Source organism: Microbacterium aerolatum (genome assembly GCF_007988825.1).
In the GTDB taxonomy this organism is placed as follows: domain Bacteria; phylum Actinomycetota; class Actinomycetes; order Actinomycetales; family Microbacteriaceae; genus Microbacterium; species Microbacterium aerolatum.
In genome coordinates this window covers 247203-272076 of record NZ_BJUW01000001.1, presented here as the reverse complement: position 1 = coordinate 272076, position 24874 = coordinate 247203, and the positions used below count along the sequence as shown (strand labels likewise).

Annotated in this window: 26 protein-coding genes; 3 read left to right on the top strand and 23 right to left on the bottom strand. The window is 67.8% G+C overall.

The window, feature by feature from the left end; all coding sequences use genetic code 11:
* Nucleotides 1-38: 38 nt before the first annotated feature.
* The 15 genes from MAE01_RS01275 to prmC form a co-directional block, all read right to left on the bottom strand.
* On the bottom strand, nt 39-896 hold the full coding sequence (locus MAE01_RS01275; protein WP_147037738.1) for a PP2C family protein-serine/threonine phosphatase: 858 nt from the start codon (nt 894-896) through the stop codon (nt 39-41).
* A 114-nt stretch (nt 897-1010) separates the two neighbouring features.
* The gene (locus tag MAE01_RS01270; RefSeq protein ID WP_186806082.1) at nt 1011-1835 is read right to left on the bottom strand and encodes a DUF5684 domain-containing protein; all 825 of its coding nucleotides are present in this window, start codon (nt 1833-1835) and stop codon (nt 1011-1013) included.
* Nucleotides 1836-1927: 92 nt separating this feature from the next.
* Complete coding sequence (locus MAE01_RS01265; RefSeq protein WP_147037737.1) at nt 1928-2674, bottom strand: YaaA family protein; 747 nt, start codon at nt 2672-2674, stop codon at nt 1928-1930.
* Nucleotides 2675-2750: 76 nt separating this feature from the next.
* Nucleotides 2751-3011, bottom strand: a complete 261-nt coding sequence (locus tag MAE01_RS01260) for a F0F1 ATP synthase subunit epsilon (RefSeq protein WP_147037736.1) — start codon at nt 3009-3011, stop codon at nt 2751-2753.
* A gap of 2 nt (nt 3012-3013) precedes the next feature.
* Nucleotides 3014-4465 carry a F0F1 ATP synthase subunit beta gene (gene atpD, locus MAE01_RS01255; RefSeq protein ID WP_147037735.1) on the bottom strand — a complete coding sequence of 484 codons (1452 nt, stop codon included), beginning with the start codon at nt 4463-4465 and terminating at the stop codon, nt 3014-3016.
* 23 nt (nt 4466-4488) lie between these two features.
* Nucleotides 4489-5391: a F0F1 ATP synthase subunit gamma gene (locus tag MAE01_RS01250; protein ID WP_147037734.1), complete on the bottom strand. Its 903-nt coding sequence runs from the start codon at nt 5389-5391 to the stop codon at nt 4489-4491.
* 17 nt (nt 5392-5408) lie between these two features.
* On the bottom strand, nt 5409-7049 hold the full coding sequence (atpA, locus tag MAE01_RS01245) for a F0F1 ATP synthase subunit alpha (RefSeq protein WP_147037733.1): 1641 nt from the start codon (nt 7047-7049) through the stop codon (nt 5409-5411).
* A gap of 47 nt (nt 7050-7096) precedes the next feature.
* On the bottom strand, nt 7097-7885 hold the full coding sequence (locus MAE01_RS01240; protein ID WP_147037732.1) for a F0F1 ATP synthase subunit delta: 789 nt from the start codon (nt 7883-7885) through the stop codon (nt 7097-7099).
* Nucleotides 7885-8436 carry a F0F1 ATP synthase subunit B gene (locus MAE01_RS01235; RefSeq protein WP_147037731.1) on the bottom strand — a complete coding sequence of 184 codons (552 nt, stop codon included), beginning with the start codon at nt 8434-8436 and terminating at the stop codon, nt 7885-7887. The genes MAE01_RS01240 and MAE01_RS01235 overlap by 1 nt, the downstream gene beginning before the upstream one ends.
* 29 nt (nt 8437-8465) lie before the next feature.
* The gene (gene atpE, locus MAE01_RS01230; protein WP_147037730.1) at nt 8466-8714 is read right to left on the bottom strand and encodes a F0F1 ATP synthase subunit C; all 249 of its coding nucleotides are present in this window, start codon (nt 8712-8714) and stop codon (nt 8466-8468) included.
* A 49-nt stretch (nt 8715-8763) separates the two neighbouring features.
* A complete protein-coding gene (atpB, locus tag MAE01_RS01225) occupies nt 8764-9564 on the bottom strand; it encodes a F0F1 ATP synthase subunit A (protein WP_147037729.1) in 801 nt (266 codons plus the stop codon).
* Nucleotides 9565-9701: 137 nt separating this feature from the next.
* On the bottom strand, nt 9702-10187 hold the full coding sequence (locus MAE01_RS01220) for a Cg1360 family ATP-synthase-associated protein (protein ID WP_147037728.1): 486 nt from the start codon (nt 10185-10187) through the stop codon (nt 9702-9704).
* On the bottom strand, nt 10184-11371 hold the full coding sequence (locus MAE01_RS01215) for an MraY family glycosyltransferase (RefSeq protein ID WP_147037727.1): 1188 nt from the start codon (nt 11369-11371) through the stop codon (nt 10184-10186). The genes MAE01_RS01220 and MAE01_RS01215 overlap by 4 nt, the downstream gene beginning before the upstream one ends.
* On the bottom strand, nt 11368-12081 hold the full coding sequence (locus tag MAE01_RS01210) for an L-threonylcarbamoyladenylate synthase (RefSeq protein ID WP_147037726.1): 714 nt from the start codon (nt 12079-12081) through the stop codon (nt 11368-11370). Before MAE01_RS01210 ends, MAE01_RS01215 begins: the two co-directional genes overlap by 4 nt.
* A gap of 57 nt (nt 12082-12138) precedes the next feature.
* The gene (prmC, locus tag MAE01_RS01205) at nt 12139-12999 is read right to left on the bottom strand and encodes a peptide chain release factor N(5)-glutamine methyltransferase (RefSeq protein WP_147037725.1); all 861 of its coding nucleotides are present in this window, start codon (nt 12997-12999) and stop codon (nt 12139-12141) included.
* Nucleotides 13000-13105: 106 nt separating this feature from the next.
* Between prmC and cysK the strand changes: the two genes are divergently transcribed.
* A complete protein-coding gene (gene cysK / locus MAE01_RS01200) occupies nt 13106-14044 on the top strand; it encodes a cysteine synthase A (protein ID WP_147037724.1) in 939 nt (312 codons plus the stop codon).
* Between the two features lie 7 nt (nt 14045-14051).
* Nucleotides 14052-14624, top strand: a complete 573-nt coding sequence (gene epsC / locus MAE01_RS01195) for a serine O-acetyltransferase EpsC (RefSeq protein ID WP_147037723.1) — start codon at nt 14052-14054, stop codon at nt 14622-14624.
* Nucleotides 14625-14634: 10 nt separating this feature from the next.
* Here the strand turns inward: epsC and MAE01_RS01190 are convergent, their stop codons facing one another.
* From MAE01_RS01190 to lysA, 6 genes are all read right to left on the bottom strand, one after another.
* Complete coding sequence (locus MAE01_RS01190; RefSeq protein ID WP_147037722.1) at nt 14635-15036, bottom strand: phage holin family protein; 402 nt, start codon at nt 15034-15036, stop codon at nt 14635-14637.
* A gap of 17 nt (nt 15037-15053) precedes the next feature.
* A complete protein-coding gene (gene prfA / locus MAE01_RS01185; protein ID WP_147037721.1) occupies nt 15054-16133 on the bottom strand; it encodes a peptide chain release factor 1 in 1080 nt (359 codons plus the stop codon).
* A gap of 18 nt (nt 16134-16151) precedes the next feature.
* A complete protein-coding gene (gene rho / locus MAE01_RS01180; RefSeq protein WP_147037720.1) occupies nt 16152-18182 on the bottom strand; it encodes a transcription termination factor Rho in 2031 nt (676 codons plus the stop codon).
* A 167-nt stretch (nt 18183-18349) separates the two neighbouring features.
* Nucleotides 18350-19276, bottom strand: a complete 927-nt coding sequence (thrB, locus tag MAE01_RS01175; RefSeq protein ID WP_147037719.1) for a homoserine kinase — start codon at nt 19274-19276, stop codon at nt 18350-18352.
* Nucleotides 19276-20637 carry a homoserine dehydrogenase gene (locus MAE01_RS01170; RefSeq protein ID WP_147037718.1) on the bottom strand — a complete coding sequence of 454 codons (1362 nt, stop codon included), beginning with the start codon at nt 20635-20637 and terminating at the stop codon, nt 19276-19278. Before MAE01_RS01170 ends, thrB begins: the two co-directional genes overlap by 1 nt.
* On the bottom strand, nt 20634-22043 hold the full coding sequence (lysA, locus tag MAE01_RS01165; protein WP_147037717.1) for a diaminopimelate decarboxylase: 1410 nt from the start codon (nt 22041-22043) through the stop codon (nt 20634-20636). Before lysA ends, MAE01_RS01170 begins: the two co-directional genes overlap by 4 nt.
* Before the next feature lie 140 nt (nt 22044-22183).
* On the opposite strand from lysA, the gene MAE01_RS01160 reads away from it, so the two are divergent.
* On the top strand, nt 22184-23242 hold the full coding sequence (locus MAE01_RS01160) for a YhjD/YihY/BrkB family envelope integrity protein (protein ID WP_147037716.1): 1059 nt from the start codon (nt 22184-22186) through the stop codon (nt 23240-23242).
* On the opposite strand, the gene MAE01_RS01155 is transcribed toward MAE01_RS01160, so the two are convergent.
* Together MAE01_RS01155 and MAE01_RS01150 are read right to left on the bottom strand one after the other, a co-directional pair.
* The gene (locus MAE01_RS01155; protein WP_147037715.1) at nt 23239-23799 is read right to left on the bottom strand and encodes a dihydrofolate reductase family protein; all 561 of its coding nucleotides are present in this window, start codon (nt 23797-23799) and stop codon (nt 23239-23241) included. The genes MAE01_RS01160 and MAE01_RS01155 overlap by 4 nt on opposite strands.
* A gap of 67 nt (nt 23800-23866) precedes the next feature.
* Entirely contained in the window at nt 23867-24862 is a 996-nt protein-coding gene (locus MAE01_RS01150) for an IS481 family transposase (protein ID WP_147037908.1), read from the bottom strand.
* Between the last annotated feature and the right edge of the window lie 12 nt (nt 24863-24874).

The following is a 24874-nucleotide window of genomic DNA, read 5'->3' as shown; positions in this document are numbered from 1 at the left end:
CGCGGATCAGCGGATGCCGTTGTCCACAGCTCTGCGCGCTATCGGTCGTCCTCGTCGGATGTGGAGGACGAGTCCTCTACCGTCGTGATCCTCGCCGTGTCGGCATCCGACCCGTCGTCTGTCTCGCCCGTGCGCTCCACCTGCACCACGATCAGCGTCACGTTGTCCCTGCCGCCGTTCTCGAGGGCGGCGGCCAGCATCGCGTCGACCGCTTCGGCGGGTTCTTCGTGCTCGCGAAGGAAATGTTGGATGCCGTAGTCGGTGAGCTCCTTCGTCAGTCCGTCGGAGCAGATCACGAACCGGTCGCCGTCCAGCACCTCGATGCCGAGGTAGTCGGGCGGGGTGAGCTCGCTGGCACCCACAGCGCGGGTGATGACGTTGCTGTACGGGTGCCCCTCCGCCTCCTCAGGGCTGAGGCGGCCCGAGCTGATCAGCTCCTGGACGACCGAGTGATCGGTGGTCACCTGCACCAGACGCTGTTCGCGCAGCAGGTAAACGCGGGAATCGCCGATGTTCAGCGACACCCAGCGCGGCTCATCCTCGACGATGTCGAAGAAGACGCCGGTCAGCGTGGTGCCCGTCCCCTCGTCGGTCGTGTCGGGATGCGATGCGATGTCCTCCACCGCGCGCACGAGCGCGTCTTCGATCGCCCCGGTCGTCACCTCGCCGGATTCCACGACGGACTTCAGCCGCGCGACGGTGCTCTGGCTGGCGATCTCACCACCCGCGTGACCGCCCATGCCGTCGGCGACGACGAACAGGGGGTACTCGGCGAGGAACGCGTCCTGGTTGTTGTCACGGCGCAGGCCGGTGTCGGTGACGCCTGCCCAGGTCAGCGTGATCTCATCACGGTCGGTTACGGCGACGCGGTGGGTATGCGTGGTCGTCTCAGACAAATGGGGCCTCCGTGCGGGAGGCGGCGTGTCGGGCCATACACCTACGTTATCGGAGCGCGGCACGAAAACGGCGCGGGGCCTCGATCAGATCGAGAGCCCCGCGCCGATTCGATGTCACGCAGGCGGCTGGTTGGGATTCGCCGGCGGCTGGTTCGGACCCGCGGGCGGTGCCGGCGGTGCCGGCGGTGCGGCCGGAGGCGGCGTCGTCGGCGGAGTGGTCGGCGCGCCCGGCGGAGTGGTCGGCGCAGCGGGCGGCGTACTCGGAGCCGGCGGCGGTGTCACCGGTGCGGACGGAGGCGCCGGGGGCGTTGCAGGAGCACCGGGCGCCGGCGGCTGGTAGCCGGGCGGCTGGTAACCGGGCTGCTGGTAACCCTGCGGCGGCGCGTAGCCCTGCGGGGCGCCGTAGCCGGGCGCTGCACCGGGCGCCGGTGCTGCAGAAGGCTGGACCGGGATGCCGTCCCAGACCGTGCGGTCACCGAAGAAGGCGTTCCCACCCCACGGTGCCGGCGGGATGTGCGCGTTCCAGCGCGACTTGTCGAAGGCCATGATGCCGAGCCAGACGATCGACAGGAAGATGTAGAGGACGACCCATGCGCCCTCCTTCTGCAGCTTCTGCCCGACGCGGTACGCGGCGAGCACCATCAGCGCGAACGCGGCGAATCCGAGGATCTGTCCGATAACGGGGATCCAGCTGAGCAGGATCGTGGCACCGAGCGCGTACAGGAACAGCCAGGGGCTCAGATCTCCCAGCTTCAGGAAGATCATGCTGTTGTACACCGGGACCCACGCGCGCCACTTGCCCTGGACGCCGGCCTTCTCGAAGATCTTCATCAGGAACAGCGACGTCAGCACGTAGGCGGCGATCGCCAAAATGAAGCTGAAGAGGATCACGATGCCGAGGACTGCCGCCGCACCAGTGTCGTAGTAATAAGAACTCATAAGCCCCTCCGTGGAGTCTGCGACGCATTCCGCATCGCGTGAAACACACTAGCGCGACTGTGAACGACTGCAACAGCCACACGCGGCGGGCGTCAGGACGCGACGACGAGCTCGATCACGCCGTCCTCTTCCGCACGGCGGATCAGGATCCCGCTGGACGCCGCCCAGGTCTCCAGGCCGCGCAATCCGCGTGCCCGGGGGCGGTCCTCGGCCAGTGCCCTGACGAGCTCGCCCTTGGCCTTCTTGTTGAAGTGGTTCAGTGCGCGGCCCTGCTCCGTCACCACGCGGACGTACGCCGATGGAACGGATGCCGGCACGGGCCCGAGCGCCACATACGCTTCGCTGCGCAGGTCGAGGACGAAATCCGGCTCCTCCTGCGCGATGACGGCCCTCACGGCATCCGCCCAATGCCTGCGAAGCGGCGCGACGCCGGGGAGGGACGTGCCCGCCGCGAGGCGATACGACGGGATGCCGTCGAGCGCGCCGACCGGTCCGAACGGCGCGGCATGCACCCAGACGTGCGCCCCCAGCCACCTGCGCGCCGGTGCGCTCAGCGAGGCGGCGTCCAGCGCGTCGTAGAGCACGCCGGTGTAGCGGTCGACGGCGGGCATGGTGGGCGCACTGCGCAGCACGCGATTGTGCGAGATCTCGTCGAGCTGGCGGTCGCTGAGCTTGAGGACGCGCTTCGACTCGGCGGGATCGTGCGCGAGCTGCACGAGCGCGTCGACGACCTCAGCACGCCGGGAGGCGAGGTCGGGAAGTGCCAGTGCTTCGAGCGCCAGCGGGGCGCCGGAACCGCCGGGACGCTTGGTCTCGGAGGGAGGGAGAAGGATCTTCATGGGTTCCCGTACAGGCGAGAACGCGCCCGCCCGCCACCGAGATGGTGACGGACGAGCGCGTCCGCGATGAGTTGGATCAGGCGATGAGCGCCGCGTTGCCCGCGACGATCGTCAGCTGGCTGCCCTCCATCGAGAGGAAGCCGTCCTGGGCGTTGGCGAGCACCTTGGAGCCGTCGGGCTGGGTGATGCGCACCTGACCTTCGGCAAGGATCGCGAGGATCGGCTCGTGGCCGGACATGATGCCGATCTCGCCTTCGACGGTCTTGGCGACGACGAGCGACGCCTCTCCCGTCCAGACCTCCGCGTCGGCGGAGACGAGGCTGACCTGCAATGCCATGATCAGCCGTTCTCCTTCTGGATCTGAGCCCACTTCTCCTCGACGTCGGAGATGCCGCCGACGTTGAAGAAGGCCTGCTCTGCGACGTGGTCGAAGTCGCCCTTGGCGATCGCGTCGAACGACTCGATGGTCTCCTTGAGCGGAACCGTCGAACCCTCGACACCGGTGAACTTCTTCGCCATGTAGGTGTTCTGCGAGAGGAACTGCTGGATGCGACGTGCACGCGACACGACGATCTTGTCCTCTTCGGAGAGCTCGTCGACACCGAGGATCGCGATGATCTCCTGCAGCTCCTTGTTCTTCTGAAGGATCTGCTTGACCGTCGTGGCGACGCGGTAGTGGTCCTCGCCCAAGTAGCGGGGGTCCATGATGCGCGACGTCGAGGTCAGCGGGTCGATGGCCGGGTACAGACCCTTCGACGCGATCTCACGGCTGAGCTCGGTCGTCGCGTCGAGGTGCGCGAAGGTCGTGGCAGGAGCCGGGTCGGTGTAGTCGTCGGCGGGGACGTAGATCGCCTGCAGCGAGGTGATCGAGTGACCGCGGGTCGAGGTGATGCGCTCCTGGAGGACGCCCATCTCGTCGGCGAGGTTCGGCTGGTATCCGACGGCGGAGGGCATGCGGCCCAGCAGCGTGGAGACCTCGGAACCGGCCTGCGTGAAGCGGAAGATGTTGTCGATGAACAGCAGCACGTCCTGCTTCTGCACGTCGCGGAAGTACTCCGCCATCGTCAGAGCCGACAGGGCGACGCGCAGACGCGTTCCCGGCGGCTCGTCCATCTGGCCGAAGACGAGGGCGGTCTTGTCGAAGACACCCGCTTCTTCCATCTCGGCGATCAGGTCGTTGCCCTCACGGGTGCGCTCACCGACACCGGCGAACACCGACACACCGCCGTGGTCCTGCGCGACGCGCTGGATCATCTCCTGGATGAGGACGGTCTTGCCGACGCCGGCACCGCCGAACAGGCCGATCTTTCCACCCAGCACGTACGGCGTGAGGAGGTCGATCGACTTGATGCCGGTCTCGAACATCTGGGTCTTCGACTCGAGCTGGTCGAAGTTCGGCGCGGAACGGTGGATCGGCCAGCGCTCGGTGATCTCGATCTGCTCGCCGGGCTCGGCGTTGAGCACCTCGCCGATGACGTTGAAGACCTTGCCCTTGGTGACGTCGCCGACGGGGACCGAGATGGCCTCGCCGGTGTCGCGCACCTCCTGGCCGCGGACCATGCCGTCGGTCGGCTTGAGGGAGATGGCGCGAACGAGGTCGTCGCCGAGGTGCTGTGCGACCTCGAGGGTGATCTCGGTCGACTCGTCGCCGATCGTGATCGTGGTCTTCAGGGCGTTGTAGATGTCCGGGATCGAGTCGTGCGGGAACTCGATGTCGACGACCGGGCCCGTGACGCGTGCGACGCGCCCGACGACCGCGGTCCCAGCCTCAGCTGTGGCGGTGGGGGTCATATCTTCGTCTCTTTCTTGAGGGTCTATTTGCTCGACGCGAGGGCGTCGGCGCCGCCGACGATCTCAGCGATCTGCTGCGTGATCTCCGCCTGACGCGCGTTGTTGCGCAGACGGGTGTAGTCGGTGATGAGCTTGTCGGCGTTGTCGCTGGCCGACTTCATCGCCTTCTGCGTCGCGGCCTGCTTGGCGGCCGACGACTGCAGCAGGGCGTTGAAGACGCGGCTCTGGATGTACACCGGCAGGATCGCGTCGAGCACGGTTTCTGCATCCGGTTCGAACTCGTAGAGCGGGTAGACCGCCCCGTTGGGCTCGGGGGATGCTTCGTTCTCCACGATCTCGAGCGGAAGCAGGCGCACGGTCTCGGGCGACTGCGTCATCATGCTGACGAACCGGTTGTAGACGAGGTGGAGTTCGTCCACGCCGCCGTCCTCGCCACCGCGGTTGAACGCCTCGAGCAGCGTGGCCGAGATCTCCTCCGCGGTCTTGAAGTGCGGAGTGTCCGTGTCGCCGGTCCACTCGGCGGCCGCCTTGATGCCGCGGAACTGGAAGTACCCGACGGCCTTGCGTCCCACCAAGTAGTACACCGGCTCGCTGCCCTGGGAACGGATCAGCTCACCGAGCTCCATCGCCTCGCGGAGGATCTGCGAGTTGAAGGCGCCGGCGAGACCGCGGTCGGACGAGAACACCACGACCGCGGAGCGGCGGATGGTCTCGGGCTCGCGGGTGAGCGGGTGATCGACGTTGGAGTATGTCGCGACGGCCGAGACCGCCTGCGTCACTGCCCGCGCGAAGGGCGACGACGCGCGCACGCGCGCCATCGCCTTCTGAATGCGCGAAGCCGCGATGAGCTCCATCGCCTTCGTGATCTTCTTGGTCGTCTGAGCAGAAGAGATCTTCTGCTTGTAGACCCTGAGTTGTGCGCCCATTGTTCAGTACCCGCGCGTTACGCGCGACGACCCTTGACGATCTTCTCCTGGTTGACGTCGTCCACATCCTGTGCGGCGTGCTCCTCGTTGCCGACGGCGCCGATGGACTGGCCCTTGCCGCCCTGGAACTCGAGGATGAAGGCGTCGACCTGCTTCTCGAGCTCGGCGACGACGTCATCGCTGAGGACGTTCGTCTCGCGCAGCGTGTCGAGCACCTTGGTGTTGCGACGCAGGTGGTCGAGCAGCTCGCGCTCGAAGCGCAGCACGTCTGCGACCTCGATCGTGTCGAGCTTGCCGTTCGTGCCGGCCCAGATCGAGACGACCTGGTCCTCGACCGGGTACGGCGAGTACTGCGGCTGCTTGAGCAGCTCGGTCAGACGCGCACCGCGGTCGAGCTGACGACGGGATGCCGCGTCGAGGTCGCTCGCGAACATCGCGAACGCCTCGAGCGAGCGGTACTGCGCCAGCTCGAGCTTCAACGTTCCGGAGACCTTCTTGATGCTCTTGACCTGAGCGTCACCGCCGACTCGCGAGACCGAGATACCCACGTCGACCGCAGGACGCTGGTTGGCGTTGAAGAGGTCGGACTGCAGGAAGATCTGGCCGTCGGTGATCGAGATCACGTTGGTGGGGATGTACGCCGAGACGTCGTTCGCCTTGGTCTCGATGATCGGAAGACCCGTCATCGAACCGGCACCGAGCTCGTCGGACAGCTTCGCGCAACGCTCCAGCAGGCGGGAGTGCAGGTAGAAGACGTCGCCGGGGTAAGCCTCGCGGCCCGGCGGACGACGCAGAAGGAGCGAGACGGCACGGTAGGCCTCGGCCTGCTTCGACAGGTCGTCGAAGATGATCAGGACGTGCTTGCCGCCGTACATCCAGTGCTGGCCGATGGCCGAACCCGTGTAGGGGGCGATGTACTTGAAGCCGGCCGGGTCGGAGGCGGGGGCGGCGACGATGGTGGTGTACTCCATCGCACCGGCGTCCTCGAGCGCACCCTTGACGGAGGCGATCGTGGAGCCCTTCTGGCCGATCGCGACGTAGATGCAGCGCACCTGCTTGTCGACATCGCCGGAGGCCCAGTTGTCCTTCTGGTTGATGATCGTGTCGATCGCGATGGCCGTCTTGCCGGTCTGGCGGTCGCCGATGATCAGCTGACGCTGACCGCGGCCGACGGGGATCATGGCGTCGATGGCCTTGATGCCGGTCTGCATCGGCTCGTGCACGCTCTTGCGCTGCATGACGCCGGGCGCCTGCAGCTCGAGCTCGCGACGACCCTCGGATGCGATCTCGCCGAGACCGTCGATCGGGTTGCCGAGCGGGTCGACCACGCGGCCGAGGTAGCCGTCGCCTACGGCGACCGAGAGGACCTCGCCCGTGCGACGGACTTCCTGTCCGGCTTCGATACCGGCGAAGTCGCCGAGGACGACCGTGCCGATCTCGTGCTCGTCGAGGTTCAGTGCGAGGCCCTGCGTGCCGTTGGCGAACGTCAGGAGCTCGTTCGCCATGACGCCGGGCAGGCCCTCGATGTGGGCGATGCCGTCCGCAGCGTCCACGACGGTGCCGACCTCGGTAGCTGCCGCGCCGGTGGGCTCGTACGCAGCGGCGAAGTCCTTCAGCGCGTCACGGATGACGTCGGGGCTGATCGAAAGTTCTGCCATTGTCTTCCCTTTGTATCTGGGTGCACGGTTTCCCGCGCGAAGTCGTATTAGCCCGCGAGCTTCTGTCGAAGATCGGCGAGCCGCGCGGAGATGCTGCCGTCGATAACGTCGTCGGCGACCTGCACACGCAGTCCGCCAACGACCGTGGGGTCGATCACTTCATTAATGGAGACCTGACCGTCGTAGCGTCCGGCCAGTGCGTCGCCGAGTCGGGTGCGCTGAGCAGCCGACAGCGGGGATGCCGTGTGCACCGTGGCGACGATGCGACCGCCCTGAGCCGAGACGATCTTCATCGCTCGGTTCAGCAACTGGCGCACGCGTCGTCCGCGGGGCTGACGCACCAACGAAGAGACGATGAGGAGGGTTGCGGCGCTCGCCTTGCCACCGAGGAGCTTCTCGACGAGAGCGCCCTTCGCGTCGTCGTCGCCCAGTCGGCCGCCGAGCGCGAGCTCGAGTTCCGCGTTGGCTGCGATGATGCGCAGGAACGAGAACAGCTCCCCCTCGATGTCCGACTTGGGTTCGGCGATCGCCGCTGCGCGGATGGCCAGCTCTTCGATGCCGGCGACGAGGCCTTCGGCATCCGACCAGCGCTGCGCGACGGCGATCGAGACGACCTGCCGGGTGGTGCTCGACGTGCCGGCGAACACCGACGCGACGAGCTTCTCCCGCAGGCCCTCCGGGGCGGCAGGATCGGCAAGCGCGCCGCTCAGCTGCCCGGACTCGCCCACCAGACGCGCCACGGTGAACAGCTCACCGGCCGTGTCGAGGGTGACGTCCTTCGCCTGCGCGAGGGTCGCCGTCGAGGCCGCGAGTGCCTGAGTGGTCGCGCTGCCCATTACTTGGCCGCCTTCTCTGAGGCCTCGAGGTCTGCGAGGAAGCGGTCCACGACTGCGGTGGCGCGTGCATCATCCGACAGCGTCTCGCCGACCACGCCGCCGGCGAGGTCGATTGCGAGCGTGCCGACCTCAGAGCGGAGCGCGACGAGAGTCGACTGACGCTCGGCCTCGATCTGGGTCTGCGCTGCAGAGGTGACGCGTGCGGCCTCGGTGGTCGCGGTCTCCTTGGCCTCGGCGATGATCTTCTTGCCGTCCTCACGGGCGGACTCGCGGATCTCACCGGCCTCGGCGCGTGCCTCGGCGAGCTGGCGGGTGTACTCCTCGAGAGCCGCTTCCGCCTGCTTCTGCGCCTCGTCGGCCTTGGCGATGTTGCCCTCGATCGCGGCGGACCGCTCGTCGAGCATCTTCGCCACGTTCGGGAGCGCGACCTTCCACGCTACGAGCAGGATGATGACGAAGCAGACCGCTGACCAGACGATGTCGTACATCGCCGGCAGAAGCGGGTTGTGCTCCGCCTCCTCGGCTGCGAGCGTGACAAGAGCGTTCAGCATCCTGTCTCCTTACGTGTGGTGGGAACGGATCAGTAGCCGAAGAGGAACGCCACGCCGATGCCGACGAACGCGAGGGCCTCGGTGAAGGCGATACCGATCCACATGGTGCCCTGGAGCTTGCCGGACAGCTCAGGCTGGCGGGCGATGCCCTCGATCGTCTTGCCGACGACGATACCCACACCGATGGCCGGGCCGATGGCCGCGAGGCCGTAGCCGACGTTGGCGATCGAGCCGGTGATGTCGACGTTGATCTGGGCGAGAACAGAGATGGGATCCACTGGATCTTCCTTTCATAGTTGGGGAGCCGGAGCGCCCCGCTAGCTGTGTTTAGTGTTCGTCCGCGACTGCGAGCTGGATGTAGACCGCGGTGAGGATGGTGAAGACGTACGCCTGGAGGAAGGCCACCAGGATCTCGAAGGCGGTGAAGGCGAAGCCGAATGCGAGCGTTCCCGCACCCAGCACCGTCCAGAAGCCGCCCATCGAGAAGATGAAGAACTGGGTCGCCGCGAAGAACAGCACCAGCATGAGGTGGCCGACCATCATGTTCATCAGCAGTCGCAGCGTGAGCGTGACCGGACGGACGATGAAGGTCGAGATGAACTCGAGCGGCGCGACGATGATGTACAGCGCCGGCGGAACTCCGGGCGGGAAGAGCGAGTTGCGGATGAAGCCCCAGGGGCTCTTGCGCACACCGGCGTAGATGAACGTCACGTACGAGATGACCGCGAGCAGCAGCGGCACCGCGATGATGCTGGTTCCGGCGATGTTCAGGAACGGGATCACACCGGTGATGTTGAAGAACAGCACCATGAAGAAGATCGTGGTCAGCAGCGGCAGGAACCGGTCGCCATCCTTCTTGCCGATCATGTCGTGCGCGATGTTCACGCGGACGAGATCGAAGCCCATCTCCAGCAGTGCCTGGCCGCGGCCGGGAATGAGCTTGAGCTTGCGAGTGCCGAGCCAGAGGATCAGCACGACGACGAGCGTCGCGAGGAACTGCACCAGGTGGATGCGGTGGACCGAGAGCGGGCCGATGCTGAAGAGGATCTCCGGGAAGAACTCCGCGATGGACGGTGGGTGGAATTCATCCGTTGCGAATCGGACGAGGAGGCTCGCGGCGTGAGTCAACGTTGCTCCAGCTTCTGGGCATCGATCAGGATCGACGCGAAGATTGGGTGAGGGATTCGAGCTGAATCTGAGCTTTTCGCACGACGCAAGAGCCCGTCCAGCGAATCCGGATTCAGACTATCAAGATTTTTTCGGCGTCACGAATCCTCGTGCTCCTCGGGGTTCTTCGTCGGCAGAGCGACGTCGGAGACGTGCGGAACGCGGAGGCGCGTGAAGGCCACGCCGTCGATGACGAGGCTGACCACGATGCCGGCGACGAGCGAGAGGAAGATCACTTCAGGGACGACCCAGCTCTGCCCGCGCAGGATGACGATCGCGACGATGAAGATGACGAGTTTGAGCAGCCAGCCGCCCATCACGATCCCGAAGAAGACCGTCGCGAACATCTCCTTGCCGTACCAGCGGTTGGCGACCAGCACGCTGATGGGTGTCAGCACCAGGAAGATGACGGCGAGGCCCACCCCCGCCAGTCCGCTCCACAGTCCGTCCGCCCCGGCCACGAGGTAGCCGATCCCTCCCCCGAGCACGATGAGCGCGACGGCGGCGATCCCGGTCCAGAGAAGGACGGTGCGCAGCACCGGGTTGATCGCGGGGGCGGCGGATGGTTCGGGTGTATCGCTCATCGGGTCTCCAGGGTCGGCTCGGTGGGCTCGTGGGGAGCTGGGTGGTCTGCGGGTGCGCGCGGCGCACGACGGGTGGGGAGCAGGGTGACGGTCAGGCAGGCGGCGACGCCGACGACGCCGAAGGCGACGCCGGGCAGGTACTGTCCCACCCAGTCCTCGCGCGATCCGACGTACATCAGCAGCACTGCCAGCGAGATCACCGCTGTCCACGCGTAGAAGATGAGGACGGCGTCGCGGTCGCGGTGCCCGAGGTCGAGCATGCGGTGGTGCAGATGCTTGCGGTCCGGCGCGAACGGGGAGCGCCCGGCTCGCATGCGGCGGAACACGGCGAGCCCGAAATCCAGCAACGGCAGCATCACCACCACGATCGGCAGCAGGATCGGAATGAACGCACCCAGCAGCTGGGAGCGACCGAACTCCTCCGAATCCATCGCGGCCGAGGACATCTGCCCGGTGAGGGCGATCGCCGAGGTAGCCATCAGCAGTCCCATCACGAGTGCGCCCGAGTCGCCCATGAACAGCTTCGCCGGGCTCCAGTTCAGGGGCAGGAAGCCCAGGCACGCGCCGATCGCGACGGCGGCGAGGAAGGATGCCAGGTTGAAGTAGCTGCTCGCGCCGGTGTCGCGCGTGAGGATGTAGGAGTACGCGAAGAACACACCGTTCGCGATGAGGCAGACACCGGCGACGAGCCCGTCGAGCCCGTCGATGAAGTTCACCGCGTTCATGACGACGACGATCGCGAACATCGTCACGGCGATGCTGACCCAGCTCGAGACGATCACCATCTCGCCGAGCGGGAGCGACAGGATCTGCAGGCCGCCGACCACCGTGATGATTCCCGCCGCGAGGAACTGCACTCCCAGCTTGATGAACCAGTCCAGGTCCCACAGGTCATCCATCACCCCGATCACAGCGATCAGGAACGCGGCTCCCAGCACCGCCCACATGGTCTGCGGCGGCATCCACATGATGCTGAAGAACGGATTCGCGGCCGAGACGCCGATCGCGGCGGCGATGCCGAGGAACATCGCCACTCCCCCGAGTCGCGGGGTCGGCGTCGTGTGCACGTCGCGTTCCCGGATGCCGGGATAGAGCTTGAAGCGCAGGCTGAGCTGCCAGACGGCCCACGAGCAGACGAATGTGATGGTCGCCGTGAGGATGATCGTGAAGAGGTACTGCTTCACGCCGTGCCGTCCGCCGTGCCCTCCGGCAGTTCCTGCGGCTCGAGGAGGTCGCCGAGGACGCTCTCCAGCCGTCGCCTGGTGACGGCACCCTCGCGAAGGATGCGCACGCGCGGCTCCACCGCCTCGTCGGCGCCACGACGCACAAGCGATGTCGCGTCGATGATCGTGGAGGCGATGCCGGTCTGGCTCGGCCCGCCGTCGAGATACACGGCGACGCTGTCAGCCAGCATCCCCTGTGCCATCTCGGCGGACGTCGCCGCGCTCTTGCCGGTGAGGTTGGCGCTGGACACCGCGAGCGGGCCGGTCTCCTCGAGGAGTTCCAGCGCGACGCGCTGATCCGGCATCCGCACGGCGACCGTGCCGAGTGTGTCCCCGAGATCCCAGGAGAGCGAGGGCTGCGCGGGGAGGACGATGGTCAGCCCGCCGGGCCAGAACTCATCGACCAGTCGCTGCACAGGCTCGGGGATCTCCTCGACGAGCGCTGCCAGTGCGGACTGGCCCGCGACCAGGACGGGCGGCGGCTGGTCGCGGCCGCGGCCCTTCGCGTCGAGCAGTCGCTGCACCGCCGACGGCGTGAACGCGTCGGCAGCGACGCCGTACACGGTGTCGGTGGGCATGACGATGAGCTCGCCGCGTGCGATCGCCTGACGCGCGTGGCGCATTCCGGCGAGCAGCTGCGCCTCGTCGCCGCAGTCGAAGAGTGAGGACATGACCTTGACAGTCTACGGGCACAGCCCTCGTCGAACGTGAGCCGCAGTCGCCCGAGCCTAGGGTCTGAGCGCGGTCGTCGCCCTGTCGCGCTGCGTCAGATCGCGGTGCGTCGTCGGAGCGCGCCAGCCGTCGTCGGTGAGAAGCCCGCGGATCTGCTCTCCCTGCAGCTCGCCGTGCTCGATGACGAGGAGTCCGCCCGGCCGCAGCAGACGCATCGCCCTGTCGCTGAGCACCCGGACCACGTCGAGCCCGTCGGGCCCGCCGTACAGCGCCATCGACGGGTCGTGCAGGCGCACCTCGGGATCCCTCGGGATCGCGTCGTCCGGGACGTACGGCGGATTCGAGATCACCACGGCGGCCGTGCCGTCCAGCTCGCCGAGGGTATCGGCCAGATCGCCCAGCACGAGCGTGAGATTGTCGGCGTCCGCGGTGTTGCGTGCCGCCCAGGCGTGCGCATCGGGCGAGAGTTCCACGGCGAAGACCCGAGCGTGGGGCACCTCGGTCGCCATCGCGAGCGCGATGGCACCGCTGCCGGTGCACAGGTCGATTCCGATCGGCGTGGGGTCGGCATCCGCGAGGAGCGCGTCGATCGCGAACTGCGCGACGGTCTCGGTCTCCGGTCGCGGAACGAAGACACCGGGCCCGACCGCGAGTTCCAGGTGCCGGAACGGAGCAAGTCCCGTGAGGTGCTGCAGCGGCTCGCGCGCGGCACGGCGTGCGATGAGCGCGTCGAGGGCTGCCGCATCCTGTTCGGTCAGCCGATCCCCGCGGATGAGCGCGGCCTGCACCTCGCCGCGTCGCAGCCCGCGCACGTGCCCTGCGAGCAGCTCCGCGTCGACGAGCGGATCCGGCACTCCGGCGGCCGCGAGACGCTCGGCGGCGGCGCGTACGGCGGCGGCGAGGGTCGTTTCCGGCATCCCTTCAGAGTACGTGTTCCGCGACGACCTCTTGTCACATTGGTCCCCGTCCCGCATCCGCTCGAATAGGCTGTGAAGGCACCGTTCCGCGAGTGAAAGGCCAGCCATGCCCGGTATCCACAACGACATCACCACCGCCTTCGGCAACACGCCGCTGGTTCGCCTCAACCGCGTCACGGAGGGTGTCGGGGCCACCGTTCTCGCGAAGCTCGAGTACTACAACCCGGCCTCCAGCGTGAAGGACCGCATCGGCATCGCGATGATCAACGCCGCCGAGGCCGCTGGCGAACTGAAGCCGGGCGGCACGATCGTCGAGTCCACCAGCGGCAACACCGGGATCGCTCTGGCGATGGTCGGCGCCGCGCGCGGCTACAAGGTCATCCTCACGATGCCCGCCTCCATGTCGAAGGAGCGGCGCGTGCTGCTGAAGGCGTTCGGCGCAGAAATCGTCCTCACCGACCCGACCAAGGGCATGAGCGGCGCGATCGAAGAGACCAAGAAGATCGTCGCCGAGACGCCGGGTGCCGTCTGGATCAAGCAGTTCGAGAACGCGGCCAACCCGCAGATCCACCGCGAGACGACGGCGCAGGAGATCCTGCGCGACACCGACGGCGACGTCGACATCTTCATCGCCGGCGTTGGCACCGGCGGAACCGTCACCGGCACCGGCCAGGCACTGAAGGCGGCGAAGCCCGACGTGCAGGTGATCGCCGTCGAGCCGAAGGACTCCCCCGTGCTCACCGAAGGGCACCCCGGCCCGCACAAGATCCAGGGCATCGGGCCCAACTTCGTCCCCGATGTGCTCGACCGCGACGTCCTCGACGAGGTCATCGCCGTCGACTTCGACGAGTCGCTGCGTCTGGCACGCGAACTCGCGGCGACGGAGGGCCTGCTGGTCGGCATGTCGTCCGGTGCAGCCCTCTCGGCCGCGCTGCAGGTCGCCGCACGTCCGGAGAACGACGGGAAGACGATCGTCGTCGTGATGCCCGACACCGGTGAGCGCTACATCTCCACGGCACTGTTCGAGGACCTGCGCGAGAGCTGAACCGCACATGGGACCGATCTCGCGAATGCGCGAGGACATCGCCGCCGCGCGCCTGCGCGACCCTGCCGCGCGCACCGGGCTCGAGGTCGCTGTGCTGTACCCCGGCCTGCACGCGATCTGGGCGCACCGCGCCTCGCACGCGCTGTGGCGCCGCGGGCTGCGCTTCCTCGCGCGGGCGAACTCGCAGCTGGCGCGGGCGGTGACCGGCATCGAGATCCACCCCGGGGCGAAGATCGGCCGGCGCTTCTTCATCGACCACGGCTCCGGCGTCGTGATCGGCGAGACCGCAGAGGTCGGCGACGACGTCATGCTTTACCACGGGGTCACGCTCGGCGGACGCACGCGCGATGACACCGGCAAGCGGCATCCCACCCTCGCCAACGGCGTCGTCGTCGGAGCCGGCGCGAAGATCCTGGGGCCCATCACGGTCGGGCGCAACACCGTGGTGGGCGCCAACGCGGTTGTGACGAAGGATGCGCCCGAGGACAGCATCCTCACCGGTGTGCCCGCGCGTGCGCGCAAGCGGCGCGGACACGACGACTTCAGCGACCTGCGGCTCGCGTCCGACTACTCGATCTGAGTCGTCGGCGTCAGCGGCTGCGCCGCTCCTGTGCCTTGCGCTTGAGGAAGATCATCGGCAGCAGGACCGATCCGATCGCCGTGATGATCCAGACGATCACCGAGCCGAGGATCCAGCCGACGGCATCCGTGATGCGCAGGCCCCCGATCGGGAGAAGCACGACGACGATGAGCGCGATCAGCGTGGAGAAGATCCCGATGCCGCCCAGCAGCACCGGGGCGTAGCGATCGGCGAGCTTGGCGATCCACGGGCTCAGCACGCTCTGCAGGATCGCGAAGATCACGATGCAGATCACGAAGCCCCACCACTGGTCCCACTGGATCCGGAATCCCTCGAGGACGAGGTCGGCGACGATGAGGCCGAGCCCCGCCGAAGCGAGGTACATGATGGTGCGGAACAGGAACGTGATCACGCCCCGAGCCTAGTGCGTCAGGAATCCTGTCCGACAGCGGCCAGACGGGCCTCTTCGTCGGCGGAGATGGCGCTCTCGATGAGCGGATCCAGTGCGCCGTCCATCACCTGGTCGAGGTTGTAGGCCTTGAAGCCGGTGCGGTGGTCGGCGATCCGGTTCTCCGGGAAGTTGTAGGTGCGGATCCGCTCGGAGCGGTCCATGCCGCGGATCTGCGACTTGCGGGCGTCGGATGCAGCGGCATCCCGCTCCTCCTGCTGCTTGGCGAGGATGCGCGCCCGAAGCACGCGCATGGCGGCCTCGCGGTTCTGCAGCTGGGACTTCTCGTTCTGCATCGAGACGACGATGCCGGTGGGAAGGTGGGTGATGCGCACGGCGGAGTCGGTGGTGTTCACCGACTGGCCGCCTGGTCCCGAAGAGCGGTAGACATCGATCTTCAGATCGTTCTGGCTGATCTCGACCTCGTCGGGCTCGTCGACCTCGGGGAAGACGAGTACGCCGGTGGTGGAGGTGTGGATGCGGCCCTGCGACTCGGTCGCCGGCACGCGCTGCACGCGGTGCACACCGCCCTCGTACTTCAGGTGCGCCCAGACGCCCTGGGCGGGGTCGGAGGACGATCCCTTGATCGCGATCTGGACGTCCTTGTAGCCGCCGAGGTCGGACTCGTTGCGATCGAGGAGCTCGGTCTTCCAGCCCTTGTGCGCGGCGTACTGCATGTACATGCGCAGCAGGTCGGCGGCGAACAGCGCGGATTCCGCGCCGCCTTCCCCCGCCTTGATCTCCATGATCACGTCGCGGGCGTCGTCCGGGTCGCGCGGGATCAGCAGCCGCCGAAGTCGCTCCTGCGTCTGCGCCGCGTTCTCCTCGAGTGAGGGGATCTCCTCCGCGAACGCCGCATCGTCCTTGGCGAGCTCGCGTGCGGCCTCGAGATCGTCGATTGCTGCGACCCACGCGTCATGCGCGGCGACGATGCGGCTGAGCTCGGCGTAGCGGCGATTGACGCGCTTCGCGCGGGCGGCGTCGGCGTGCACCGCCGGGTCGGAGAGTTCCTCCTGCACCCGGCGGTGTTCGTCGATCAGCGCCTGGACGGACTCGAACACGCGTCTGCTCCGGTCGGGTCAGCGGATGCTGTTCTCGTGGCTGTGGCTGGAGCCACCGGCCGCGGGAGCGGGCATCGACTTCTGCATCTGCACGAGGAACTCGACGTTGGACTGCGTCTCCTTGAGCTTGCCGAGCACGACCTCAAGGGCCTGCTGGGTGTCCAGGCCCGCGAGGGCGCGACGCAGCTTCCAGGTGATCTTGACCTCGTCCTGCGACAGCAGCATCTCTTCGCGGCGCGTGGACGACGCGTTGACGTCGACGGCCGGGAAGATGCGCTTGTCGGCGAGCGAACGCGACAGGCGCAGCTCGCTGTTACCGGTGCCCTTGAACTCCTCGAAGATGACCTCGTCCATCTTGGAACCGGTCTCGACGAGAGCCGTGGCGAGGATCGTGAGGGATCCGCCGTTCTCGATGTTGCGCGCCGCTCCGAAGAACCGCTTGGGCGGGTAGAGGGCTGCCGCGTCGACACCGCCGGTGAGCACGCGGCCCGAGGTGGGCGTCGCGATGTTGTAGGCACGGCCGAGGCGGGTGATCGAGTCGAGCAGCACGACGACGTCGCGGCCGAGCTCGACCAGGCGCTTGGCGCGCTCGATGGCGAGCTCGGCGACGGTGGTGTGGTCCTCGGCGGGGCGGTCGAAGGTCGAGGCGATGACCTCGCCCTTGACGGTGCGCTCCATGTCGGTGACCTCTTCGGGGCGCTCGTCGACGAGGACGACCATGAGGTGAACCTCGGGGTTGTTCTGCGCGATCGCATTCGCGATCTGCTGCAGGACGATCGTCTTGCCGGCCTTGGGAGGCGCGACGATGAGGCCGCGCTGGCCCTTGCCGATCGGGGCGACCAGATCGATGATGCGCTGGGTCAGCTTCTCGGGAGCGGTCTCCAGGCGCAGGCGCTCCTGCGGGTACAGCGGGGTCAGCTTGCCGAACTCGACGCGGGTGGCGGCATCGTCGACGGACAGGCCGTTGATCGAGTCGACCTTCACGAGGGCGTTGTACTTCTGGCGTCCCTGCTGCTCGCCCTCACGGGGCTGCTTGATGGCGCCGACGATCGCGTCGCCCTTGCGCAGGTTGTACTTCTTGACCTGTCCGAGCGAGACGTAGACGTCGCTGGCGCCGGCGAGGTAGCCGGTGGTGCGAACGAACGCGTAGTTGTCGAGCACGTCGAGGATGCCGGCGATGGGGATGAGAACGTCGTCCTCGCCGATCTCGGTCTCGAACTCGTCGGATGCACCGCCGCTGCTGCGGCGCTTGTTGCGCTGGCGGCCACGTCCGTTGCCGTCGTCGTCCGAGGCGTTCTGCTGGGTGTCCTGACCGTTCTGCGAGCCGTTCTGGCCGCGGCCGCGGTTGCGGCTGCGGTTGCGGCTGCGGCTGCGGCCGGAGCCCTCTTCGCCGTCGCCCGACTCGCCGTTGCCGTCAGACTCGGACTGCGACTGCTCGCCCTTGTCGGACTGCGCACCCTTCTCGGACTGCCCGCCCTTGTCGGACTTGGAGCCCTTGTCGGACTGCCCGCCCTTGTCGGATTTGGCGCCCTTCTCGGACTTCTGCGCGCCCTTCGCGTCGCCGTCGCCGGCGGCCGCGGCGTCAGCGGCGGGCTTCTCGTCGGCGAAAGTCTCGGCGGGCTTCTCGTCGGCCTGGGCCTGGTCGGCCTTCTTGGTGCGACGGCCGCGGCCGGTCGTCTTGGGTGCTGCCCCTGCAGGGGCCTCGGCGGGCGCCTCTGCCGTCTCGGATGCCGTCGCTGCGGTGTCGGTGCCCGCCGGAGCGGCTTCCGCGTCAGCCTTCTTCGCGCGGCTGCGACGCGGAGCCTTCGCCTTCGGCGCGGCCTCCTCCGCAGGTGCCGCGTCCGCGGCGGGTGCTGCGGCGGCAGCCGCTGCGTCAGGGGACGCCTCAGCGGCCTGCGCCTGCTCCGCCTTGGCAGCGGCAGTGGCAGTGGTGGCCCGACGCGGAGCGCGCTTGCGCGGCGCCGTGGTCTCGGTTGCTGCGGCTTCGGCAGCGGGTGCTTCGGCGACGGGCGCCGCCTGATCGTTCTGGGTCTCGGAGAAATTCTCCACGAGTACTCCCTTATATGTCGTGGGAAATGAGCGTTTCTCGCGCACAACGGGTGCTGCGCGCGATCGCACGGACAGACGCTTTGCGCCCGCCAGCCAGAACCTGGAAATCAGTTCTGGGGGTTGCGTGCGGATCTCGCAGAATTGCGATGGGGGCCAGATTCACGAAACTACGTGGAGCCCTCCGCTCGTTCCCTTACTGTACCACCACGCACATCGACGGCCAGCATGAGGCCCTCCCACGGGGTGTCGGTAACGGATTCGGCGAGCTCGACGGCATCCTGACGCGCACCGGGGCCGTCCGCGAGGACGAGAACGCTCGGTCCTGCACCGGAGACGACCGCGGCGAAGCCGGCGGCGCGCAGTGCCTGCACGAGCGTGTGGGTCTCCGGCATGGCCTCGGCCCGGTAGTCCTGGTGGAGCCGGTCCGCAGTCGCATCCAGCAGCAGCTCGGGGCTCTGGGTGAGCGCCGCGATCAGCAGCGCCGAACGCGAGACGTTGAAGACGGCATCCTCACGCGAGACGTGCGGCGGCTGCAGCGAACGAGCGAGCGTCGTCGACATGGTCCGCTCCGGGACCAGCACGAGCGGCGCCACACCGCGATGCACGAGCAGCTTCTTGTGCTGCGGACCGTTCTCGCCAGTCCATGCGATCGTGAGCCCGCCGAACAGCGCGGGTGCGACGTTGTCGGGGTGGCCCTCCAGCTCGGTCGCAAGGCGCAGCAGATCGGCGTCCGAGAACTCGACCTCGCCCGCGAGCAGGCCCTTCGCGGCCAGTACGCCCGCGGTGACGGCGGCACCGGACGAACCGAGCCCCCGCCCGTGGGGAACGCCGTTGCGGGCCGTGATCCGCAGTCCCGGCATCTCGCGGCCGACGTCCTTGTACACGTGGTCGATCGAGCGGACCACGAGGTTCGATTCGTCCCTGGCGATCTCGGACGCGCCCGACCCGGACACCTCGATCTCGAGGCGGTCGTCATCCAAGGCGGTGACAGTGAGCTCGTCGTAGACGCTCAGCGCGAGCCCGAGCGTGTCGAAACCGGGGCCGAGATTCGCGCTCGTGGCCGGCACCTGCACCAGGACGGTGCGCCCTTCCATCACTCGCCTTCCACGCGCAGCACGGAGACGACCCGCTCGACGACGTCGCTCGCGGCGAGCGCCTCGACGGTGTCGCTGAGTGCCTGCTCGGCCGCACGGTGCGTTCCGATGATGAGACGCGCCGTCCCGCTGCCGTCGGCCGGAGCGGACGACTCGGTCCCTGAGCCAGTCGAAGGGTCATCGACCGTCTGCACCACGGTCGCGACGGACACACCGCCCTCGGAGAGGGTGCTCGCGACGGCCGCGAGGACGCCGGGCTGGTCGTCCACTTCGAGCGTGATCTGGTAGCGGGTGATGACGTGCCCGATCGGAACGGTCGGCAGGTTCGCGCGGGTGGACTCCCCCACGCCCACACCACCGGCGATGTGGCGGCGAGCCGCGGAGACCACGTCGCCGAGCACGGCGGAAGCGGTCTGGACGCCACCGGCGCCGGCGCCGTAGAACATCAGGGATCCGGCGGCCTCGGCCTCGACGAACACGGCGTTGTTCGCGCCGTGCACGGATGCGAGCGGGTGCGTGCGCGAGACGAGGGCCGGGTACACCCGCACCGAGATCGACTCGGAGCCGTCGACCGTGATGCGCTCGCACACGGCGAGCAGCTTGATGACGAAGCCAGCGGCGCGCGCCTCTTCGATCATCGACGGCGTGATCGAGGTGATGCCCTCGCGGTGGACGGCATCGAGCGGCACCGTGGTGTGGAAGGCGAGGGATGCCAGGATCGCGGCCTTCTGCGCGGCGTCGTAGCCCTCGACATCCGCGGTGGGGTCGGCTTCCGCGTAGCCCAGACGCTGCGCGTCGGCGAGCACCTCGGCGAAGTCGGCGCCCTCTGTGTCCATGCGGTCGAGGATGTAGTTGGTCGTGCCGTTGACGATTCCCATGATGCGCACGACGCGGTCACCGGCGAGCGAGTCGCGCAGCGGGCGGATGATCGGGATCGCCCCGGCGGCTGCCGCCTCGTAGTACACCGAGGCGCCGACCTGATCGGCCGCCTCGAAGAGCTCGGTGCCGTGGGTCGCGAGCAGCGCCTTGTTGGCCGTGACGACGTCTGCGCCGGAGTTCAGGGCGAGCAGCAGGTTGCCCTTCGCCGGTTCGATGCCGCCCATCAGCTCGATGACGATGTCACTGCCGACGATGAGGCTCTCGGCGTCAGTGGTGAACAGCTCCGCAGGGAGCTCGACGTCGCGCTTGGCATCCACATCGCGCACGGCGATCCCGGCGAGTTCCAGCGATGCGCCGGCGCGGTCGGCGAGCTCGTCGCCGTGGCGCAGCAGCAGGTCGGCCACCTGCGAGCCGACGGCGCCTGCGCCGAGCAGCGCCACCCGCAGTCGTCGGTACTGATCGCTCGATCGGGGCTGGGTCATCGTGCTCCTTCGTTCTGGGTGATCCCGGCATCCCGTGCCAACAGGTCGTCGATGGTCTCGCCGCGAACGATCACGCGCGAGGTGCCACCGGAGACTGCGACGACGGCGGGACGGGGGACGTGGTTGTAGTTGCTCGCAAGCGACGCGCAATACGCGCCGGTGGCGGGAACCGCGAGCAGGTCGCCCGGGGCGACATCGGCCGGGAGGTACTCGTGGTCGACGACGATGTCACCGGACTCGCAGTGCCGTCCGACCACCCGGGCGAGCGCGGGCTCTGCCGTACTCGTGCGCGAGGCGATGCGCGCGGAGAACTGCGCGCCGTACAGGGCGGGCCTGGCGTTGTCGCTCATGCCGCCGTCGACGCTGACGTACAACCGCTCCGCGCCGGAGCCCAGTCGCACGGGTTTGGTCGTGCCGACTTCGTACAGGGTGACGCCGGCGGTGCCGACGATCGCGCGCCCCGGTTCGAAGGCCAAGATCGGCAGCGGGATGCCGCGCTGTGCGCACCCCGCGGCGACGACGTCGACGATCTCGGTGGCGAGCTGCTCGATGGGTGTCGGGTCGTCGACGCTCGTGTAGGCGATGCCGAACCCTCCGCCCAGGTTGAGGATCGGGATCTCGCCGCCTTCACGCAGTTTCTCGTGCAGCTCCAGCACGCGGGAGGCCGACTCCCTGAATCCGGCGACGCCGAAGATCTGCGAGCCGATGTGGCAGTGGATACCGACGAACTCGAGCCAGGACAGCTCTCGGATGCGGGCGACGGCGGTCTCGGCATCCGTGAAAGGCATGCCGAACTTCTGGTCCTCGTGAGCTGTGGCGAGGAAGTCGTGGGTCTCGGCGTGCACCCCGCTGTTGACGCGCACGAGCACCTTCTGCACAGTGCCGAGCCGCTCTGCGGCCGCGGCGACCCGCTCGATCTCGATCGCGCTGTCGACGATGATCGTGCCAACGCCGACAGAGACCGCGCGGTCGATCTCGCTCGGGAGCTTGTTGTTGCCGTGGAACCCGATGCGGGCAGGATCCACGCCGGCGGCGAGCGCGACTTCGAGCTCGCCGCGCGTGCAGACGTCGACGTTCAGGCCCTCCTCGGTCACCCACCGCGCGACCGCAGTGGACAGGAACGCCTTTCCGGCGTAGTACACGCGGGCGGTCGTACCGTGCTGCGCTGCGGCCGATGCGAAGGAATCGTGGAAGGCACGGGCACGGCCGCGCACCTCGTCCTCGTCGAGCACGAGCACCGGTGTGCCGTGCTCGCGCACGATCTGCGCCGCCGGCATCCCCCCGATCACGAGCGCACCCTCTTCGTCACGTGCCGCGGATGCCGGCCACACGCCGTCCGCGAGAGAGTTCACGTCTTCGGGCACGACGAGCCAGTCCGGGGCGAGCGAGTCTGCAGGGGAAAGCACACAGCACCAATCGTCGGAGGGGAGGCCTCGGCGAAGACGGGCCGCGCGAGGTTGCCCCGATTCTATGGCACCTGCCAGGCTCCCCCCGCATCACGCAAGCCCCTCCCGCAGACAGATCACGATTCATTACGGTGAGTGCCATGGAGAGCAAGACCAGCGAGACCAGCAAGGCCGACGAGCACACCAAGAAAGCGGGGGGCATCGCCGGGCTGATCAAGAAGGTGATCGCCTGGGCTCTTGCTCGCAAGCCCGTCCGCGCCTACCTGCTCTACTCGGAGCGGCACGGTCCGATGCTGGCCGACAGCGTCACCTACCGCGCGCTGTTCAGCGTGTTCGCCGGTCTCCTGCTGGGCTTCTCGCTGGCGGCGATCTGGCTCGCCGGTAATCCGGACGTGTTCAAAGCCATCCTCGACGCCATCGACGGGGCCGTCCCCGGCCTGCTGGGCGAGGACGGCGTCGTCAAGGATCCCACCAAGATAGAGGCGCCTCTCGGACTGAACATCGCCGGGATCATCTCGCTCGTCGCTCTCATCGGCGCGGCGCTCGGCGCGGTCGGGTCTCTGCGCACGGCCGTGCGCAGGATCGCGGGTGCGGTGCTGGACGACATGTTCTGGCTCTGGGTAATCCTGCGCAACATCGCTCTCGCGATCGGCATCGCCGCAGCGTTCATCGCGGCGGCCGGGGTCACGTTCATCGCGCGCATCGGCATCGGCTGGGCGGCGGGTCTCTTCGGCCTGCCGGCGGATGCACCGGCGGCGGAGTGGGGGCTCCGGGCCATATCGCTGGTGGTCGTGTTCGCGCTGGACAGCCTCCTGATCTTCGGGGTCTATCGGCTGCTGTCCGGTCAGCCCGCGTCCGCTCGTTCGGTGTGGCCCGGCGCGCTGCTCGGCGGCGCAGGGCTGCTCGTACTGCAGGAGCTGTCCAGCCTCTTCGTCGGCGGTGCCACCTCGAATCCGCTGCTGGCGTCGTTCGCCTCGCTGCTCGCCCTGCTGATCTGGCTGAACCTCAGCTCGCAGGTGATCCTCATCGCGTGCGCCTACATCGTCACGGGCACCGAGGAGGAGCAGGACCGGGTGCTCGCGCGCGGTGCGCAGACCTTCGCGCAGCGGCGGGTGCAGCGGGCCCGGCACGACGTGATGGTCGAGACTCGCGCGCTGCGGAAGGCGGAGGAAGCCGAGGCAGCGGAGCGCGAGGGCTAGAGGGCGTCCTGCGAATGGGTGAGGACGCGGTAGCGAAGGTGGGTTTCGCTCGCGAAGGCTGATGTCTCGACGCGTTCCAGCTCGATGCGCTGTCCTAGCCCTGCGAACAGCGAGATGCCCTCGCCGAGCAGGACCGGCGCGACGTCGAGGTGGAGCTCGTCGACGAGTCCGAGAAGGAGGCACTGTCGCGAGATGCTTCCTCCGAGCAGACTGACCCACTTGTCCCCCGCTGCCGCCTTGGCATCCTCGACCGCCCGTGCGATGTCGTCGACCACGAAGGTGTAGGTGACGCCGTCGCGTTCGATCGGCTCGTGCTCGGTGTGGGTCATGAGATATACCGGCACCTTCAGCATCCCGCCATAAGGGATCTCGCCGTCTTCGATGGTCTGCGTCCTGTTCGCTCCCCCGACGACAGCGCCGATGTTCTGGATGACGTTGTCGACGTGGGTGTCGTCTTCGGGAGCCGAGGGTCGGCCGAACATCCAATCCACCCCGCCGTCCGCATCCGCGATGAGTCCGTCGAGGGTCATCGTCGCGTGGACGATCACTAGAGCCATGATCTGCTCCTTCCATAGGGGTGAGCCGGTCTGCTCACCTGTAGGGAAGATATCGGCCGAGGCAGCGCTAGTTGTGATGTCCAGGCAGGTTGTTGAGTCTGCTGACGGGCGGGGCTCCGATCGCGGAGTGGTGCCTGTGATGATTGTAGAAGTGCAGCCAGCCGGGCAGCGCGTTGCGGCGTTCGTTCTCTGAGGAATAGAAGCGGGCGTAGGCCCAGCCATCGGCGAGGGTGCGGTGGAAACGCTCGATCTTCCCATTCGTCTGCGGCCGGTAGGGGCGGGTTCGCTTGTGCACGATCCCGAGTCCAATGCATGCCTCCCGCCAGGCATGGGAGCGGTAAGCGGACCCGTTGTCAGAGAGCACCCGCTCGACGGCGACGCCGCGATCGGCGAACCAGGCGACAGCGCGTTCGAGCACGCCGATAGCGGTGGCGGCCTTCTCGTCCGAACAGATCTCGGCATAGGCGACGCGGGAGTGGTCATCGATGACGGTGTGCAGAAACGCGGTGCCGATACGAGGCCGGTACTCGCGTCCGCGTTCACCAGTCCGGCGTGCCTGCGCCTGGGCATTGGCTTTGCTCTGCTGTCGACTGAGGAACTTGTGCCCTCCGCCGTCAGGGATGTTGCCGAACTTCGTGACGTCGACATGGATCAGGGATCCAGGATGGTCGTGCTCGTAGCGGCGGATCGGTTCACCGGTGACCCGATCAATGCGGCTGAGCCTGTTGATCCGGCAACGCACGAGGACGGCATGAACCGTCGACGCCGCGACGCCGAGCTCACCGCCGATCTGGACCGGCCCCAGCCGACGACGCCACCGCGCCTTCACGATCCGTTTCACCACCGCGGGCGGCGTCTTCGTCGGCATCGAGTATGGCCGACTGGAACGATCAAACATCCCCGCGGACCCTTCGGTCCGAAACCTCGCCGCCCACTTGCGCGCCGTCGGCGGCGAGGTCATGAACATCTTCGCCGCGACGGCGACCGGCCAATCGTCTTCAACGATGAGCTTGGCCAAGCGCAGACGAGCGCGCGGAGCGAGAGCAGCGTTAGCGTGGGACACGAAGGCCTCCTG

What these genes read in the sequence shown, in the direction of transcription:
- MAE01_RS01270 (WP_186806082.1), bottom strand. Translation starts at nt 1,835, where the DNA reads ATGAGTTCTTATTACTACGACACTGGTGCGGCGGCAGTCCTCGGCATC.
- MAE01_RS01265 (WP_147037737.1), bottom strand. Translation starts at nt 2,674, where the DNA reads ATGAAGATCCTTCTCCCTCCCTCCGAGACCAAGCGTCCCGGCGGTTCC.
- MAE01_RS01260 (WP_147037736.1), bottom strand. Translation starts at nt 3,011, where the DNA reads ATGGCATTGCAGGTCAGCCTCGTCTCCGCCGACGCGGAGGTCTGGACG.
- atpD (WP_147037735.1), bottom strand. Translation starts at nt 4,465, where the DNA reads ATGACCCCCACCGCCACAGCTGAGGCTGGGACCGCGGTCGTCGGGCGC.
- MAE01_RS01250 (WP_147037734.1), bottom strand. Translation starts at nt 5,391, where the DNA reads ATGGGCGCACAACTCAGGGTCTACAAGCAGAAGATCTCTTCTGCTCAG.
- atpA (WP_147037733.1), bottom strand. Translation starts at nt 7,049, where the DNA reads ATGGCAGAACTTTCGATCAGCCCCGACGTCATCCGTGACGCGCTGAAG.
- MAE01_RS01240 (WP_147037732.1), bottom strand. Translation starts at nt 7,885, where the DNA reads ATGGGCAGCGCGACCACTCAGGCACTCGCGGCCTCGACGGCGACCCTC.
- MAE01_RS01235 (WP_147037731.1), bottom strand. Translation starts at nt 8,436, where the DNA reads ATGCTGAACGCTCTTGTCACGCTCGCAGCCGAGGAGGCGGAGCACAAC.
- MAE01_RS01220 (WP_147037728.1), bottom strand. Translation starts at nt 10,187, where the DNA reads ATGAGCGATACACCCGAACCATCCGCCGCCCCCGCGATCAACCCGGTG.
- MAE01_RS01210 (WP_147037726.1), bottom strand. Translation starts at nt 12,081, where the DNA reads ATGTCCTCACTCTTCGACTGCGGCGACGAGGCGCAGCTGCTCGCCGGA.
- prmC (WP_147037725.1), bottom strand. Translation starts at nt 12,999, where the DNA reads ATGCCGGAAACGACCCTCGCCGCCGCCGTACGCGCCGCCGCCGAGCGT.
- cysK (WP_147037724.1), top strand. Translation starts at nt 13,106, where the DNA reads ATGCCCGGTATCCACAACGACATCACCACCGCCTTCGGCAACACGCCG.
- epsC (WP_147037723.1), top strand. Translation starts at nt 14,052, where the DNA reads ATGGGACCGATCTCGCGAATGCGCGAGGACATCGCCGCCGCGCGCCTG.
- thrB (WP_147037719.1), bottom strand. Translation starts at nt 19,276, where the DNA reads ATGGAAGGGCGCACCGTCCTGGTGCAGGTGCCGGCCACGAGCGCGAAT.
- MAE01_RS01170 (WP_147037718.1), bottom strand. Translation starts at nt 20,637, where the DNA reads ATGACCCAGCCCCGATCGAGCGATCAGTACCGACGACTGCGGGTGGCG.
- MAE01_RS01160 (WP_147037716.1), top strand. Translation starts at nt 22,184, where the DNA reads ATGGAGAGCAAGACCAGCGAGACCAGCAAGGCCGACGAGCACACCAAG.
- MAE01_RS01155 (WP_147037715.1), bottom strand. Translation starts at nt 23,799, where the DNA reads ATGGCTCTAGTGATCGTCCACGCGACGATGACCCTCGACGGACTCATC.